We start from the raw sequence: 15,850 nt of genomic DNA on the forward strand, positions 1-15,850 counted from the left end.
GATCGATTGCAACAAGAAAGCCCACTTTTTATTTTCCGACTGGTCAGTCATAATTTATTTCTTACTCACTCCGTGGCTCCCCAGACGCCGCTTTCGTGCAGGACATTGAAGGATTCAAGCAATGAAAATATCCAGACGTAATTTTCTACTAGGTGCAGGTACCGGTATTGCCGGTGGCGTAATGGGCGGTTTTTTTGGGAGCCACCTATGGTGCTAGGCCTGGATGGCGTCTTGAATCGCAGATTCCCCGTGCGGAGGGGGTGGCAACGTCGGACACCTTACCCGCCGAGGCCGATGTCGTGGTGATCGGCGGTGGCATCGCTGGGCTTTCTACGGCGCTGTTTCTCAACGAGAAGGGGTTAAGTACGGTGGTACTCGAAAAGGGTGTGGTGGCGGGCGAGCAGTCCAGCCGTGCCTTTGGCTGGGTTTACTCCAACAGCTGGGATCTGGGCAAGCTGGAGCTTGCCAACCGTTCGAAGTCGATCTGGCAGGGTTTTGCAGGTCGCTTTGGTGAGGATATAGGCTTTCGCCAGACTGGCAATTTCTCGCTGTTGGCCACCGACGATGAGGTGAGCGCAAGCCGGGAGTGGCTTGCCGAGGCGCGCCATATTCAGCCGCAGACCGATGCGCGACTGGTCACCGGCGCCGAGCTTGGGCGGCTGCTGCCCAATGGCGCGGAGCAATACAAGGCGGTACTTCATCAACCCAGCGACGGCACCGCCGAGCCACGCTACTCGGTTTCGCGAATCGCGCGGGGGGCGATGAATGAAGGGGTGCAGATCGTCTCGCCCTGTGCGGCCCGTACTATCGACCGCCAAGGCGGCAGGATCGTCGGCGTGCATACGGAGAAGGGCTATATCAAGGCTTCCCGGGTAGTGCTGGCAGGTGGCGCCTGGTCGTCGCTGTTTGCCGGCAACCTGGGCGTTCATCTGCCCCAACTGACCATCGCTTCTTCTATGCAGCGCCTGAGCCCAATCGACAATGCCTTGCCCGGCGCCGGTTACGGGCCGGACTTCGCCTGGCGCCAGATGGACACTGGGGAGACCGCAGTAGGCGTGTCGACCAACGTCGCGCCCATCACTACCGACAGCTTTCGCATGCTGCTGGATTTCATGCCGGCGCTGAAGCACTCCGGCGATCTGCTCAAGGTGCGCCTGTCGAGCGACTTCTTTGCCTCGCTCAATATGGCCTCGCGCTGGTCCGCCAACGAGATCACGCCCTTCGAGCAAGTGCGCATGCTCTCGGGCAGTGTGGATAAAAACGAGGTGAACACAGCGCTTGCCAACCTGCGCCGCGCCTATCCGCAGTATGAAAACGCCCAAGTGCGCGAGCGCTGGGCCGGCATGATCGACGCCACGCCAGACTCCACCCAAGTGATTTCAGAAGTACCGGACAACGATGGGCTCTTCGTGATCACCGGATTCTCCGGCAACGGTTTGACCACGGCCCCGGCGTCGGGGGAAATGCTCGCCGAAATGATTGCAGGTGAAGAAACGACCTGCGACCCCTCCATCTATCGTTTCAGCCGCTTCACCGATGGCTCGGAGTACGTCTTCCGCCACTAATGTGTCTAGCAGCTGTTTGAAACACCAACGCCACCCTAAGGTGGCGTTGGTGGTGGGTCGTCGTATCCCGGCGGACCTACAGCGCTTCAATCTTGGTTTTCTGTTCTTGCAGCAGTTTTTTAGCCGACTGGAACTCGGCAAGCTTGCCGCGCTCTTTTTCGACGACGGCATCGGGGGCTTTAGACATAAATCCGGGGTTGCCCAGTTTTTTCTCAATGCCAACCATTAGCTTGTCATGCTTTTCGATCTCTTTATTCAATCGAGCAAGCTCGGTGTCTTTGTCGATTAGATCGGCCATCGGCACCAGAACTTCCATATCGCCTACTAATTGCGTTGCTGAAAGCGGGGCATCGTTGGGGTTTTCAAGCCAGCTCGCGCTTTCCAGTTTGGCCAGCTTGGCCAGGAAATGGCGGTTACTTTCCAGGCGCTTGGCATCTTCCGGCTTGCCTTTGGTTAACAGCACGTCCAGCGGCTTGCCGGGGGCTATATTCATCTCGGCGCGAATGTTACGCACAGCGATAATGACACCTTTCAGCCACTCGATATCGCGGGTGGCCTGCTCGTCGATCTTGCTCTCGTCAGCTTCCGGCCATGCCTGAAGCATCAGCGAGGCGCCTTCGCCCATCAAGGTGCCCGCCAAGGGTGACACGCGCTGCCAGATCTCTTCGGTAATATACGGCATCATCGGATGCGCCAGGCGTAGAATGGTTTCTAGCACGCGCACCAGCGTACGCCGTGTGCCGCGCTTGGCTTCAGCGGAGGCATTTTCGTCCCACAGCACTGGTTTGGAAAGCTCGAGATACCAGTCGCAATACTCATTCCAGACAAACTCGTAGAGCGCTTGCGAGGCGTGGTCAAAGCGGTATTCGTCCATCGCCTTGGTCACCTGGGCTTCGGTCTTCTGCAGCTCGGAAATGATCCAGCGGTCGGCCAGCGACAGTTCCACCTTGCTGCCCTGACCTTGAGAAGCGATGCCGCAATCTTCGCCTTCAGCATTCATGAGCACGTAGCGCGAGGCGTTCCACAGCTTATTGCAGAAGTTGCGGTACCCTTCTAGGCGGTTCATATCAAATTTAATATCGCGCCCAGTGGTGGCCTGCGAGAGGAACGTAAAGCGCAGCGCATCGGTGCCATGGGCTTCAATGCCGTCTTTAAATTCGTCTTTGGTCGCTTTGGCAATCGCCTTGGCTTTTTGCGGCTGCATCATATTGCCGGTGCGCTTTTCAAGCAGTGCATCCAGCGTAATGCCGTCGATAAGATCAATTGGGTCGAGTACGTTGCCCTTGGATTTGGACATCTTCTGGCCCTGCCCATCACGCACCAGGCCGTGGACATACACGGTTTTGAAGGGCACCTGGCCGGTGAACTTCAGCGTCATCATAATCATCCGGGCGACCCAGAAAAAGATGATGTCAAAGCCTGTCACCAACACGCTGGTGGGGTGGAAGGTTTCAAGTTCCGGGGTTTTTTCTGGCCAGCCAAGTGTGCCAAAGGTCCATAAGCCTGAGCTGAACCAGGTGTCCAGCACGTCTTCGTCCTGAGTCAGCGCTATATCAGCGCTCAGGCCGTGCTTCTCTCGGGCTTCGGCCTCGGTGCGGGCAACGTAGACGTTACCTTCGGCGTCATACCACGCCGGAATGCGGTGGCCCCACCATAGCTGGCGGGAAATACACCAATCCTGCAGGTCGCGCATCCATGCAAAATACATGTTTTCGTAGTTCTTGGGTACGAACTGGATGTCGCCTTTTTCCACTGCCTCGATAGCGGGCTTGGCAAGGTTTTCAACCGCCACAAACCACTGGTCAGTCAGCAGCGGCTCAATCACATCACCCGAGCGGTCGCCATAGGGCAGGGTGTTGTTAACGGCTTCGACTTGCTCCAGCAGGCCAAGTGCGTCCATATCGGCGACAATCTGTTTACGCGCTTCAAAACGATCAAGGCCTGCGTACTTGGCGGGCAGGCTAGCGTCTTCTTCCGGCTGGGGCTGGCCTTTAAGGTTGAAGATTTCCGCCTGCTCAAGAATCGTGGCGTCTTTGGAAAAGACGTTGATCAGTAAGTGGTTTTGGCGCTTGCCGACTTCATAGTCATTGAAGTCGTGGGCCGGGGTGATTTTCACACACCCCGAACCTTTCTCCATATCGGCGTGTTCGTCGGTCACTACAGGGATGCGGCGGCCCACCAGCGGTAGCTCAATAAACTTGCCCACCAGCGAGGCGTATCGCGCATCTTCTGGGTTGACTGCAACGCCGGTATCGCCCAGCAGGGTTTCGGGGCGGGTGGTGGCCACCACGACATAATCCTTGCCATCGGCGGTTTTAACGCCGTCGGCCAGCGGATAACGGAAGTGCCAGAAGCTGCCTTGCTGCTCCTTGTTCTCCACTTCCAGGTCGGAAATCGCCGTGTGCAGCGTCGGGTCCCAGTTGACCAGCCGCTTGCCACGATAAACCAGTTTCTCTTCATGCAGGCGCACGAAGACTTCCTGAACGGCTTTATAGAAACCGTCATCCATGGTGAAGCGCTCGCGACTCCAATCAACGCTGGCGCCCATGCGGCGCAGTTGGCGGGTAATGTGCCCGCCAGACTCTTCCTTCCACTCCCAAACCTTATCAATAAACGGATCGCGGCCCAGGTCGTGGCGCGTTTTGCCCTCTTCTGCCGCTATCTTGCGCTCAACCAGCATTTGCGTGGCGATACCGGCGTGGTCGGTACCTACCTGCCACAGCGTATTGTTACCCTGCATTCGCTTCCAGCGCGTCAGGGTATCCATGATGGTGTCCTGGAACGCGTGGCCCATGTGCAGGCTGCCGGTGACGTTGGGCGGCGGAATCATGATGGAGAAAGGCGCGCCCTTACCCGAAGGGGCAAAGCGGTTATCGGCTTCCCAGCGCTGATACCAGCGGGTTTCAATCTGTTCGGGTTGGTAGGTCTTTTCCATGGGGAGTCGGCTCACAACGTGCAAAAAAATGGTGACAAGTATAGCGCGATAAGAGGCAGAGCGTCAGGCCTTTGCCGAGGGGAGATGTAACCCACGCATCGCGATTAAACCCAACACAGGGCCTGGCAACAACCACCAGATAACCACCACGCTCTGGCTTGCCCAAAGGGCGGTTACCAAGGCAATGGAGGGGATGGTCAAACCAAAGCCGATAGCGTTCATCATGGCCAAGGCCGCGCCCAGCCGTTCGGCTGGCGCGTGGGCCGATGCCAGCGCCGAAAACTGTGCTGAATCGGCAATCACGCTAACGCCCCAAACGCCCAGCATCGCCAGCAGTAACCAGGGTGAAAGGCTGCCCAATAGCGGGTAAACCAGGCAAAGTACGCCCGATGTTAATAGCGCCACAAACGCAACGTGGGCGCTACCCGCTTTCCGGCTCCACCGGCCAGCCCACACGCAGCCAGGCAGGCCAAGGGCAATAACGGCAAAGCTTAGCCACGGCTGCAGGCTTGCTGACGCATTGAGCCGCTCAAGCTCGCGGCTAACCAAAAAGGGCACCAGCGCCCAGAATGCATAAAGCTCCCAACAGTGGCCGAAGTAGCCCAGTGCGGCTTTGCGAAACGGGCGCTGCTTGAACGCACCAAGTCCGGCCCAGGGGCGCCCGCTTCCGGCTTTGGCAGGTAGGTGGGGGCCAACGCCTAACCGGAAAACCATCAACGCTGCGACCAGTGCCAACAGCGATGCCAATAGCAGTGGCCATTGCCAGGGCAGGTGCAACGTTAATCCGCGCAGTAAATGGGGCGAGGCGATGCCTAGCGTTAACATGCCGACAAGCCAGCCCAGGGCCGCGCCCGCATGCGAAGGTGTCCAACTCACCACCAGCTTCATGCCCAGCGGGTAGATGCCTGCCAGGCATAGGCCGGTGGCAAAGCGTGCCACTGCCGCCAGCGTTATGCTGTCGGCAACGCCAATAAATGCCGCGTTGATAAGCGCACCGAGCACTGCTGACAGCGCAAACAGATGGCTTGCCCGCATGCGGTCGGCAAGGCCGGTAATGGCGATTAGTAGCGTACCGGTGATAAACCCGGCCTGCACCGCGATGGTCAGTAAACCGAGATCACCTTCACTAAGACCCTCCGCCTCCTGCAATGCCAAGCCAACGCCATTAACGCTAAACCACAGCGAGGTGCCAAACAGCTGAGCGAGGACGATAACTGCCAGTGGGTAGCGGGTTAGCCTGGAGGAGGTCTGCATTAGTACTCTCGTGCGTTGAGTTATTGTTGTTAAAACTGAGTATCCAAAAAGAACTACTCCTGTTCGCTCGATAAGCGAGCCCGAGCGCTTTCAATAGATTGATGCAGTTTGGCCTGCAAGGCCTCGCGGGATGGTAGGACGGTCAGGTATTCCGCCACGTGAATACCGCTGTTATCTAGCTCCAGCAGTTCAATCTGTTCCTGTTGCTTACCGGCACAGAGAATGATTCCTAGCGGCGGATTTTCATCAGCTTCTTGCTCATGTTTAGCCAGCCAGCGCAGATAAAGCTCCATCTGGCCTTTAAATTCAGCCTTGAAGCGCCCCAGTTTAAGGTCGATCGCTACCAACCGCTTAAGCTTGCGGTTGTAAAACAGCAAATCAATGTAGAAATCCTCGTCATCAATCTGAATGCGCTTTTGGCGCGCCACAAACGTAAATCCTGCGCCCAGCTCCAGAAGAAACTGCTCAATCTCGCGAAGGATAGCGTCTTCCAGATCTCGCTCCAGGTAACGATCATTTAAGCCGAGAAAATCCAGCACATAAGGATCTTTCAACAGTAGCTGTGGTGAGGGTTGGCCAGCGTTGCGCAGGTTTTGTAACTCATGATGAATGGTTTCATCCGGCTTGCGGGAAATAGCGGTTCGCTCAAATAACATTGACTGGATGCGCTGCTGTAACTGACGGGACGACCAGCCTTCAAGCTGAGATAGCTCGATATAAAAATCGCGCTTGAGCGAATCGTCGAGATAAATCAGGCTTTTTATATGGGTCCAGCTTAACTGTCTCCGCAGTGCGGAGACTTTCTTCTCTTCAGGAAATGTCTCGGCGAAGCGGATCATATGGCGTAGATTCTTTGCCGAAAATCCACGGCCGTACTCACTCGTTAATTGTCTCCCCAGTGAAGAGACAATTTGCTCACCATAACCGGCCCGCTCTTGCCTCAGAATTTCCCGATGAATGCGGTTGCCTAATTGCCAATAGAGAAGCGTTAATTCAGCATTGACGGATATTGCTGCCCGCTCTCTTGCTATGTCGATTAATTGGCGAAGCTCAGGCAGGAGTATTGAATCCTGAGTTGAGGGCTGGCTCATATCGTTTGATCCTTTCGATCAACAAGACCTGAATTATGTTCTTCGGGGGTTGATTGGGCGCTTTCGCGGAGCTCTGGCATTACCCAAGCTTATGCGGCACCACTTCGTGGCCCAGTTCTTTATAGCGCTGCCAGCAGGCGCGTTTGGCGACCAGAACGTGTTGATGCTGGTTGATAATTTCGGCAACGCGCGCATAGCGCTCAACGCCATCAGGAATATCGGGGTGCAGATTGAGAAGCGCGGTTTCTGCTTTGGGCGTAGGCAGGGTTTGCCAGCCCAGCGTTATCGGTACGCTGGCCGCCATTTCACTGTCTTCAAGCGCGTGGGGCAGGTAGGCGTCTTCGCGAAAATTCCACAGGGCTGCGTCAGCCTGCTCGGCCAAGGCCTTGTCTTCGCAGTGAAGGTGTAGCCGGTAACCCTTACGCCAAATGGTTTCGGCCAGCTTACAGGCGAATGCCAAACGCGCTTCCAGGGTGGTATCCGGGAGGATATAAAAATCGATGCGCGCCATAGCGGCTCCAGCTCTTTCAAAACGCGTTTAAAACAGTGCCGCCGCCAGGGCTGGCGGCGGAGGGAGGCATTACACCAACCGGGTGAGCCAGCCGTGTTTGTCTTCACTGCGCCCGTACTGCACGTCGAGCAGCTTTTTACGAATGCGCATGGCCACTTCGTTGCCACCGTCGCCGTTCAGGCGAATACGCTCATTTTCCGTCACCAGCTCGCCCACCGGAGTGATGACTGCCGCGGTTCCGCAGGCGAACACTTCGGTAATCTCGCCGGACGCCGCGCTTTCGCGCCACTCGTCAATGCTGATTGGGCGCTCTTCGGGGGTTAAACCTTCGTCTTTCGCAAGTGTGAGCACCGAGTTGCGGGTAACGCCTTCCAGAATGGTGTCGGTTAAGCGTGGCGTCACCAAGCGTCCATCCTTGAAAACAAAGAACAGGTTCATGCCGCCCAGCTCTTCAACCCATTTGCTTTCCTCAGCGTCAAGGAAGGCCACTTGGCCACAGCCGTGAGCTTCGGCCTCTTTTTGCGCGGCCAATGAGGCTGCGTAGTTACCGCCGCACTTGGCAAAGCCGGTGCCGCCTGGGGCTGCCCGTTTGTAGTGCGAGGAGAGCCAAATGGAAACCGGGCTGATGCCGCCTTTAAAGTAAGACGCTGCCGGAGAAGCGATCACGTAGTAGTCGACTTCGTGAGCCGGGCGTACGCCTAAAAAGGCTTCTGAAGCGATCATGAACGGGCGAAGGTAAAGGCTGCATTCGTCGGCATCGCTTGACGGCGTGGGCACCCAGGTCGTGTCCTGAGCCAGCAGCGCCTTGATGGAGCCAATGAAGTCTTCATCGGAGAGTTCTGGCAGTGCCAGGCGGCGGGCGCTGCGGCGGAAGCGCTCGGCGTTTTTCTCCGGGCGGAAGGTCCAGACCGAGCCATCGGCATGGCGGTAGGCTTTGATGCCTTCAAAAATTTCCTGGCCGTAATGCAGGACCGATGCGGCCGGGTCGAGCGTCAGCGGGCCGTAGGGGCGTACCTGATGGCCGTGCCAGTCGGCATCGACCGTCCAGCGGATATTGACCATGTGGTCGGTGAAGTGCTTGCCAAAACCTGGGTTGGTCAGGATGTTGTCACGAATGCTGTCGGCCGTTGGCTGATTGGACGGCAGGATTTCAAAACGAGTCGTAGAGCTAGTGGGCACGGCGTGTTTTCTCCGCTAGAGCCAGGCCCCGAAGGGCGATATAAGCGTGTCGTTAGCGTAGCGCGTGCCATAAACGATAGAGCACACGCTAATACTTCCAGATTTAACGGTTGTGGCACTCAAAGGCAACCATTGAGCGCACGATCCGTGCGATTAGTTGGCGCTGATTTCTACCTGGCCGTCGGCTTCACGGTCTAGCAGGTACTGGGAAAGCAGGCCAACCGGGCGGCCGGTGGCGCCTTTCTGTTTGCCCGAGTGCCAGGCGGTACCGGCGATATCCAGGTGCGCCCATGGGAAATGATCGGCAAAGCGCGATAAAAAGCACGCGGCGGTAATCGTACCTGCCGGGCGCCCGCCAATATTGGCCAGGTCGGCAAAGTTGGATTCCAACTGCTCCTGGTACTCATCCCACAAGGGTAAATGCCAGGCGCGGTCCCAGGAGGCTTCACCGGCTTCCAGCAAATCGAGCGCCAGGTCGTCATCGTTGGAGAGCAGGCCCGTCGCGTGGTGGCCCAGGCCAACAATTACCGCGCCTGTTAGCGTGGCGATATCGACAACGCTTGCTGGTTTAAAGCGCTCGGCGTAGGTCAGTGCGTCGCACAGTACCAAGCGGCCTTCGGCATCAGTATTAAGCACTTCAACCGTTAGACCTTTCAGCGTTTTAATAATATCGCCAGGCTTGGTGGCAAGGCCATCGGGCATGTTTTCTGCGGCGGCGACAATAAATACCAGGTTGAGCTTGGGCTTGAGCGCAAGCATGGTCTTCACGGTGCCGAATACGCTGGCGGCGCCGCACATGTCGAATTTCATTTCGTCCATGCCTTCGCCGGGTTTCAGCGAAATGCCGCCGGTATCAAACGTGATCCCTTTGCCTACCAGGACGTGGGGGGCTTCTTCACTCTCCGTCGCACCGTTGTACTTCATGACAATCAAGCGCGTAGGTTCGTGGCTGCCACGGCCAACCGACAGTAGTGAGCCAGCGCCGAGGGCATCCAGCGCCTCTTCGTCGAGAATGTCCACCTCTAACGCGCCGTTGGACGTCTTGCCCAACTGCTCGGCCTGTTGGGCCAGGTAGCTTGGCGTGCACACATTGCCCGGTAAATTGCCCAACGTGCGGGCGTAGTTGATGCCTTGGCCAATCGCTGTGCCAATCTGGGCGCCTTGTTGGGTAAGCGTCGCGTTTTCAGGCTCGCTAAACAGCGTGAGTGCGTTAAAGCGTGCTAAAGGCGCTGGCTGCGACTTAAACTGGTCAAAGCGGTAAACCGCGCGTTCTGCGGCCTCCAGCACCTTACGCGCTTTCCAGCTGCTGTCGCGGCTTTCAAGAGGAACATCATTAAACGCGATGCTTGCTTCGTCGACGGGCAGCTTGGTCAGCGCCACCATGGCCGCATCCAGCGCTTTTAAAAAGGCGCCTTCCTGGCACTTTTCGCGCTCTCCGAGGCCTACTAACAAAAGCCGTTCTGCGCAAAGCCCCGGCGCGAAAGGAATCATCTGTACGTTGCCAAGAGCAGGATCGAAATCGCCGCGCTCAAGCAACTGACCGATTAAACGTTCACTGGCGTCGTCCAGGCTGGCGGCCGTGGGCAACAAGTCGCTACCTTTAAACATGGGGATGACGAGACAAGCCGTTTCGGTTTTGGCCGGATTGGCGGTCTGAACGGAAAATTCCATAACGTCTCCAACAAGACAAGCATCGAGGGATTCGGGATAATGCCCCGTACTGGGTGTTGGGTTAGTGTACCCAAGCCATGGGCGCATTGCATGGCATCCTGCACGATTAGCCGGAGAGGGCATTGATTTTATTTCGGTACTTAACTCGCGAAGTGTTACTCACCATGTCGGCTGTGGCAGGGATCTTACTGCTGGTCATTATGGGCAGTCGTTTTATTCGTTACTTCTCTGACGCGGCGGAGGGAGATATCCCCGTTACCATTCTGGGTAGCTTGATGGTGTTTCATCTACCTGGCTTTATGGAACTGGTGCTGCCGCTTGCGTTTTTTCTGGGCATCCTGCTGGCCTATGGCCAAATGTACATGAACAGCGAAATCACCGTAATGGTGGCCTGCGGCATGAGCCCTCTGCAGCTGTTGCGGGTAACGTTGCTGCCCGCCTCGGTAGTGGCGGTGCTGGTGGGCTTTTGTAGCTTGTGGCTAACCCCCGCCGGGGCGTTGCAAACGGCAGCAACGCTTGAAGAGCAGCGCAGCCGGTTGGATGTATCGGTACTGGCGCCCGGGCGATTCCAGGATTTCGGTGGTGGGCGTACCGCTTATATCAGCGATTTCAGCAGCGACGGCACCGAGATGCAGGAGGTGTTGGTTCATGAACGGCCTAATACAGAAAACCCACATAGCTTTGTTACTCGGGCCGGTTCGGGGTATCAGGAAACGCGCGCTGAAACGGGCAGCCGCTTTTTAGTATTGGAAAATGGCGAGCGTTACGGTGTGGTGCCGGGACAGCAGGATGCCCAGCGGCTAACGTTTGAACGCTATACGATGCGCCTGGGGTTAAGTCGCGGCCTTCAGGAGTTTGATTCTATTGAGTACGCTACCACCGCGGCGCTTTGGGATGACCCTAACCCACGCGCCCAGGCGCAGTTTCAGTGGCGTACCGGTTTGCCGTTCATGGTCTTTGTATTAGCGCTCATCGCCCAGCCGCTTTCTCGGGTGAACCCACGCCAGGGCCGGTTTGCCAAGCTACTACCGGCGGTGTTTTTGTATGTGGCTTATTTGAGCTTACTGCTTGCAGCGGTCGATGCGATTGGCAGTGGAAAGCTCTCGCCATTGGTTGGCGTTTGGCCCGTGCATCTCTTGTTTTTAGGCCTCGGTTTGCTGCTTTTGTGGCGCTCACAACGTAAGGGGATGCGCTAATGCTGGCTGATCGTCTGGATCGTTACATCGCTCGCAACGTGCTGGGGGCAATTATCGTTGTGCAGTTCGTCCTGCTGGGGCTGGATATCACCATTGCCTACATTGGCGACCTGAGCGATGTACAAGGGAATTTTACCGCGCTTGATGTGTTTCTCTATCTGCTGATGCGCGTGCCTTGGCGGTTTTATCAATACGCGCCCGTAGCGGTACTGATAGGCGCGCTCATTGGCTTGGGAAGTATGGCTTCCAGCAACGAGCTGACCGTGATGCGTGCTTCAGGTCGTTCGCTGGCGCGCATCGTTTGGGGCGTGATGAAACCGGTGTTGCTGGTGGTTGTGGCCGTGCTACTGGTTGCTGAGTTTGTAAGCCCGCGCACCGAGCAGTTTGCCGAAGCGTGGCGGCTTGAGCAGCGCCAGGGGGAAAGCGCTCAACCCGCCAGCCGTAGCGGCTGGCAGTTTGAAGACGACAGCGTTTACCGATTTGGTGCCATACGGGCCGATGAGGTCGTGCTTGATTTAACCCGCTACCGGTTTGATGGGCGCCGCCTGGTGGAAGCCACCCACGCTGACCGGGCGCACTGGGAAGAGGGCGCCTGGCGGCTTGCAAACATCACCACGACACGTATCTATGATGACCGCACTGAATCCGACTATCAGGCCAGTGCTGTTTGGGAAACACAGATTACGCCGGTGCAGTTAGAGCGGCTGCTGCGCTCGGTCGATAGTCAGGCACCCAGCGAGCTATGGGCGTATTCACGCTACCTTCAAGAGCAAGGCTTAACGGCGGATCAACCGCTGTTGTACTTTTGGCAAAAAGTCTTAATGCCCCTCACCATGGGATCGCTGGTATTGATAGCGGCGTCCTTCGTGTTTGGCCCGCTGCGTACTGTAGCGGCAGGGACTCGCGTCTTTTATGGCGTCGTGACCGGGCTGTCATTTAAATATATGCAGGATCTGCTTGCGCCTGCGTCGACGATCTTTGGGTTTTCGCCCGTATGGGCAGTGCTGGTGCCAACACTCGCCTGCGCTGCTGTTGGGGTTTACTTCCTGCGCCGTAATGGCTGACGTCATGGGCGCTGGTTTAGGTCGCCGCCTGGGGGCTCTGCTCTACGACAGTGTGTTGGTAGTGGCGCTCTGGCTGACCGTAACAATCGTCCATCTGGCTTTTTTTCGACTGGTGTTGGGGCAGCCCGTTGAAGCCGTGGGGGCTTCTGCGCTATCGGTTTGGAGCCTGCGCGCGCTGTTACTGGTCTCCGTCACTTTTTTCTTCTGCTTTTTCTGGTCTCGTAGCGGCATGACGCTGGGTATGCAGGCATGGCACCTGCGCGTGCAAGCACCGAGCGGGCAAAAAATCACCCTTAAGCAAGGCCTTGTTCGCTGTGTCACGGCTTGGCTTTCGCTGGCGGCGCTGGGCATGGGCTATGGGTGGGTGCTTGTCGATAAGCAGCGGCGCAGCTGGCCAGATATCGCCTCTCATACTTGCACGGTAATAGTACCGAAACGCCAGAAAACCTCTGACTAACGAGTGTGCTCATTACGTTAATCAGAGGTTTCCGTGGGCAAAATTCGTATTAGGTGTTTCGCAACTAAATAACTAACAATCTGAATTGAATAATAAAAGCTAAATGCTAAGGGCAATCACTGCTAAAGAGCATCTTTTTTTACTTGCAAAGATATATGCGAATCATTTACATTCACCTCATGTGATTAATGAGGTGTCGCCATGTACGTTTGCGTGTGCAAGGGAGTAACCGATCATCAGATACGTCAGCAGGTGAGCGACGGAGCGCGCAGCTGGCGAGAAGTACGTGAAGCCACCGGCTGTGCGACCCAGTGCGGCAAGTGCGCTTGTATGGCTAAATCGCTAACGCGTGAAGCGGTACAAAATGCCCGTTTGGAAGCCGATATGAGTCTCGCTTACGCCGTATGACGCGAATCACTCTTGTTAGAGTTATCGTTAGCAAATAACTGATTTGTTTGAATTTTTTGATCTCTTCTTTATACTCTCAGAAAGCTGGGAGTATGCCTTTGCGTGGCCTATACTCCTTTGTTAACGTAACTGTTTGATTGCTTAGATGAACTCTCAGCATTACAACGAAAAGGTGACGTCATGAAAGGTGATCCCCAGGTAATTCAGCATCTCAACAAAGCGTTAGGTAACGAGCTTATCGCTATCAATCAGTACTTCTTGCACGCCAAGATGTACAAGGATTGGGGCCTAAAAGCACTCGCCAAATGGGAATATGACGAGTCCATTGAAGAGATGCAGCACGCCGATAAGCTCATTGAGCGCATCCTGTTCCTGGAAGGTATTCCTAATCTTCAGGACTTGGGCAAGCTGCACATTGGCGAAAATGTTAAAGAGATGCTCGAAAGCGATCTGCGTATTGAGCACGACGGCCGTAACGACTACATCGAAGCCATCACGTATTGTGAAAGCGTTAAAGACTACGTTTCACGTGATTTGCTGCGTGACCTGCTCGCCGATGAAGAAGAGCACATTGACCATATCGAAACCGAGTTGAAGTTGATTGAGCAGGTCGGTATTCAGAACTACATGCTGCGCCAAATGCAGCTGGCGGGCGACCACGAGTAAGCGCTAGCCCAGCACTTATTGACGACCGCTCACAAAAATGCCCCCGACAGTGTCGGGGGCATTTTTTTGCCTGTCATGAGTGCTATTGCCTAACGGGCGGGCTTGCTTGACCCCACAAAACTTGAAAGCGATACCGCCAGTACCGAGAGCAGCACCAGCGCCAGCGCAGGAATCAGCACCGCCCAGGGCGCACGCTCAATGTACGGCATACCTTCTGCCAGCACTAACCCCCACTCTGGCGAAGGTGGCCGTGGCCCCAGACCCAAAAAGCCCAGTGCCGCAAGCGCCAGCGCAACCCCAGGTAAGCGCAGCATGGCGTGGCGAAATACCGGGCCAATCACCGCAGGAAGAATATAGCGGCCCATCAAGCGCAGCTGCCCCACTCCTAGAAGGGGCGTTATGCGCACGTGGGGCTGGGCTTTTGCCTCGGCGACCAGCGCTGCTGTATGCGCCGCCAGGGGGGCCCAGGCCACCGCGGTAACCGCAATAACGGCGCCGCTGGTGCTGGGGCCCATCAAACCGGCGACGATAAGACCCGCAATGGTGGGCGGCGTTGCCTTGGTAATCTCTATGGGGCCGGTGGCAAGCTTGGGTGCCAGGCCAATCAAGAGCCCCAATATCAGCGTGAAAAATACTACCGCAACCGCCATGCCAATCGTGGAGAGCGCACCATGGGCCACGCGGGCCAGAATATCGCGCCCAGTGCCGTCCGCCCCTAGCGGCAAGCCAAGGCTGGGTGTTTCCAGGCGCATAAAGGCCGAACTAAACGGGTCGCGGGTAATGCCTGCAATCACTAGCACACATAGCAGAAGAACCGCGACGCTCGGGACGATCCACGCTCGCCGCGATACGCTTTGCTCGGTGTGGGTCACGGGCAGTGCGCCCAGCCTAAATGCCCGGCCGAGCAGCAGCGCGCGGCCAATATTGGCAAGGCTGCCCAGCACAATCGCAATCACCAGCAGAATAAGAATGCCGGTTTGCAGTGCAGGCATGTCCTGGGCTGATGCCGCTCCCAGCGTTGCCCGGCCAAGGCCCGGAATCGAAAACACCTGCTCAACGGCTATCGCACCGCCGGTTAGGCCGACCATGACCATACCCACCTGGGGCATAAGGCTTGGCAGCGTACGGCGCAGAACGGAGAGCGTAATACGGCGATGAGAGAAGCCCGCCACACTCCAGGTGGCCACCCAACGCTCGGTAAAGGTGGCCGAGAGGCCATCGCTGAACAAGCGGCCCAGCAAGCCGCCTGCGGGAAGCCCCAGCGCCAATGCGGGAAGCACCGCGTAGCTCAAGCCGCGCCAGCCATAGGGCGGCAGCCAGTTAAGCCAGGCGGCAAACACTACCAGAAGCAACGAGGCGAGTAGAAACTCCGGCAGGGCCGTTAATGCCGCGCCCACGGTGCCAGGCGAGCGGCTAATCTGGCCACGCAAACCTTGCCGCACCACTGGCAGGCAAATAAGCGTTGCGGTAACCACCGCCACCAGCATAGCAAAGCTCATTAGCAGCAAGGATACCTGTGCGCTTTTTAGCAGGCCGGGCAGCACCGGCGCGCCTGAAATCCATGAGTTACCTGCATCACCCTGCAAAAGCCCCAGCAGCCAGTGCTTCAGCATCTCCAGCGGCCCGGATTCCAGGCCCAACTGAGCACGAATGGCCGCCAGTGCTTCTGGTGTTGCCTCCTGTTCGGCAGAACGCGCCCGCAAGATGCTGAGCGCCGGGTCGCGGCCTGAAAGCCAAGGCAGTAGCCCCACCAGAACCACAACGCCTGCCAGTGTCACTAGGCGTGACAACAGGGGAATAAACGGCTCGATGCGTAAGCGGCGCCACAGGGGCTGTGATGTTGCGTTAATCAT

General features: G+C 56.9%; 14 protein-coding genes. 7 read left to right on the plus strand and 7 right to left on the minus strand.

Annotation, left to right across the window (positions count from 1 at the left end):
* Window positions 1-121: 121 nt before the first annotated feature.
* Entirely contained in the window at window positions 122-217 is a 96-nt protein-coding gene (locus ACT3TC_RS08670) for a twin-arginine translocation signal domain-containing protein (protein WP_444639761.1), read from the plus strand.
* 43 nt (window positions 218-260) lie between these two features.
* Window positions 261-1,565: an NAD(P)/FAD-dependent oxidoreductase gene (locus ACT3TC_RS08675; RefSeq protein ID WP_444639763.1), complete on the plus strand. Its 1,305-nt coding sequence runs from the start codon at window positions 261-263 to the stop codon at window positions 1,563-1,565.
* Between the two features lie 76 nt (window positions 1,566-1,641).
* Here the strand turns inward: ACT3TC_RS08675 and ACT3TC_RS08680 are convergent, their stop codons facing one another.
* The 6 genes from ACT3TC_RS08680 to ACT3TC_RS08705 all read right to left on the minus strand — a co-directional run bounded on the left by ACT3TC_RS08680 (window position 1,642) and on the right by ACT3TC_RS08705 (window position 10,206).
* Window positions 1,642-4,500: a valine--tRNA ligase gene (locus ACT3TC_RS08680; protein ID WP_444639765.1), complete on the minus strand. Its 2,859-nt coding sequence runs from the start codon at window positions 4,498-4,500 to the stop codon at window positions 1,642-1,644.
* Window positions 4,501-4,563: 63 nt separating this feature from the next.
* A complete protein-coding gene (locus ACT3TC_RS08685; protein WP_444621810.1) occupies window positions 4,564-5,754 on the minus strand; it encodes an MFS transporter in 1,191 nt (396 codons plus the stop codon).
* A gap of 53 nt (window positions 5,755-5,807) precedes the next feature.
* Window positions 5,808-6,845, minus strand: a complete 1,038-nt coding sequence (locus ACT3TC_RS08690; protein ID WP_172118565.1) for a PDDEXK nuclease domain-containing protein — start codon at window positions 6,843-6,845, stop codon at window positions 5,808-5,810.
* A 79-nt stretch (window positions 6,846-6,924) separates the two neighbouring features.
* A complete protein-coding gene (locus ACT3TC_RS08695; protein WP_441677904.1) occupies window positions 6,925-7,356 on the minus strand; it encodes a DNA polymerase III subunit chi in 432 nt (143 codons plus the stop codon).
* A 69-nt stretch (window positions 7,357-7,425) separates the two neighbouring features.
* Window positions 7,426-8,535, minus strand: a complete 1,110-nt coding sequence (locus ACT3TC_RS08700) for a branched-chain amino acid aminotransferase (protein ID WP_193056458.1) — start codon at window positions 8,533-8,535, stop codon at window positions 7,426-7,428.
* Window positions 8,536-8,688: 153 nt separating this feature from the next.
* Entirely contained in the window at window positions 8,689-10,206 is a 1,518-nt protein-coding gene (locus tag ACT3TC_RS08705; RefSeq protein ID WP_444621811.1) for a leucyl aminopeptidase, read from the minus strand.
* Window positions 10,207-10,328: 122 nt separating this feature from the next.
* On the opposite strand from ACT3TC_RS08705, the gene lptF reads away from it, so the two are divergent.
* From lptF to bfr, 5 genes are all read left to right on the plus strand, one after another.
* Window positions 10,329-11,402 (plus strand): LPS export ABC transporter permease LptF, encoded by a 1,074-nt coding sequence (lptF, locus tag ACT3TC_RS08710; protein WP_444621812.1) that lies wholly within the window; start codon window positions 10,329-10,331, stop codon window positions 11,400-11,402.
* Entirely contained in the window at window positions 11,402-12,466 is a 1,065-nt protein-coding gene (gene lptG, locus ACT3TC_RS08715; protein ID WP_444621813.1) for an LPS export ABC transporter permease LptG, read from the plus strand. Before lptF ends, lptG begins: the two co-directional genes overlap by 1 nt.
* Window positions 12,459-12,923: an RDD family protein gene (locus ACT3TC_RS08720; protein ID WP_444621814.1), complete on the plus strand. Its 465-nt coding sequence runs from the start codon at window positions 12,459-12,461 to the stop codon at window positions 12,921-12,923. The genes lptG and ACT3TC_RS08720 overlap by 8 nt, the downstream gene beginning before the upstream one ends.
* Before the next feature lie 201 nt (window positions 12,924-13,124).
* The gene (locus ACT3TC_RS08725; protein WP_087109929.1) at window positions 13,125-13,331 is read left to right on the plus strand and encodes a bacterioferritin-associated ferredoxin; all 207 of its coding nucleotides are present in this window, start codon (window positions 13,125-13,127) and stop codon (window positions 13,329-13,331) included.
* A 180-nt stretch (window positions 13,332-13,511) separates the two neighbouring features.
* Complete coding sequence (bfr, locus tag ACT3TC_RS08730; protein ID WP_172118571.1) at window positions 13,512-13,997, plus strand: bacterioferritin; 486 nt, start codon at window positions 13,512-13,514, stop codon at window positions 13,995-13,997.
* An 89-nt stretch (window positions 13,998-14,086) separates the two neighbouring features.
* On the opposite strand, the gene ACT3TC_RS08735 is transcribed toward bfr, so the two are convergent.
* On the minus strand, window positions 14,087-15,850 hold the full coding sequence (locus ACT3TC_RS08735; protein WP_193056462.1) for an ABC transporter permease subunit: 1,764 nt from the start codon (window positions 15,848-15,850) through the stop codon (window positions 14,087-14,089).

This window comes from Halomonas sp. AOP27-A1-41, from assembly GCF_052378605.1.
Lineage (GTDB): Bacteria > Pseudomonadota > Gammaproteobacteria > Pseudomonadales > Halomonadaceae > Vreelandella > Vreelandella citrativorans.

Coding starts and splice junctions, on each gene's coding strand:
- ACT3TC_RS08670 (WP_444639761.1), top strand. CDS start 122: ATGAAAATATCCAGACGTAATTTTCTACTAGGTGCAGGTACCGGTATT.
- ACT3TC_RS08680 (WP_444639765.1), bottom strand. CDS start 4,500: ATGGAAAAGACCTACCAACCCGAACAGATTGAAACCCGCTGGTATCAG.
- ACT3TC_RS08685 (WP_444621810.1), bottom strand. CDS start 5,754: ATGCAGACCTCCTCCAGGCTAACCCGCTACCCACTGGCAGTTATCGTC.
- ACT3TC_RS08690 (WP_172118565.1), bottom strand. CDS start 6,845: ATGAGCCAGCCCTCAACTCAGGATTCAATACTCCTGCCTGAGCTTCGC.
- ACT3TC_RS08695 (WP_441677904.1), bottom strand. CDS start 7,356: ATGGCGCGCATCGATTTTTATATCCTCCCGGATACCACCCTGGAAGCG.
- ACT3TC_RS08705 (WP_444621811.1), bottom strand. CDS start 10,206: ATGGAATTTTCCGTTCAGACCGCCAATCCGGCCAAAACCGAAACGGCT.
- lptG (WP_444621813.1), top strand. CDS start 11,402: ATGCTGGCTGATCGTCTGGATCGTTACATCGCTCGCAACGTGCTGGGG.
- ACT3TC_RS08720 (WP_444621814.1), top strand. CDS start 12,459: ATGGCTGACGTCATGGGCGCTGGTTTAGGTCGCCGCCTGGGGGCTCTG.
- ACT3TC_RS08725 (WP_087109929.1), top strand. CDS start 13,125: ATGTACGTTTGCGTGTGCAAGGGAGTAACCGATCATCAGATACGTCAG.
- bfr (WP_172118571.1), top strand. CDS start 13,512: ATGAAAGGTGATCCCCAGGTAATTCAGCATCTCAACAAAGCGTTAGGT.
- ACT3TC_RS08735 (WP_193056462.1), bottom strand. CDS start 15,850: ATGATTAACGCAACATCACAGCCCCTGTGGCGCCGCTTACGCATCGAG.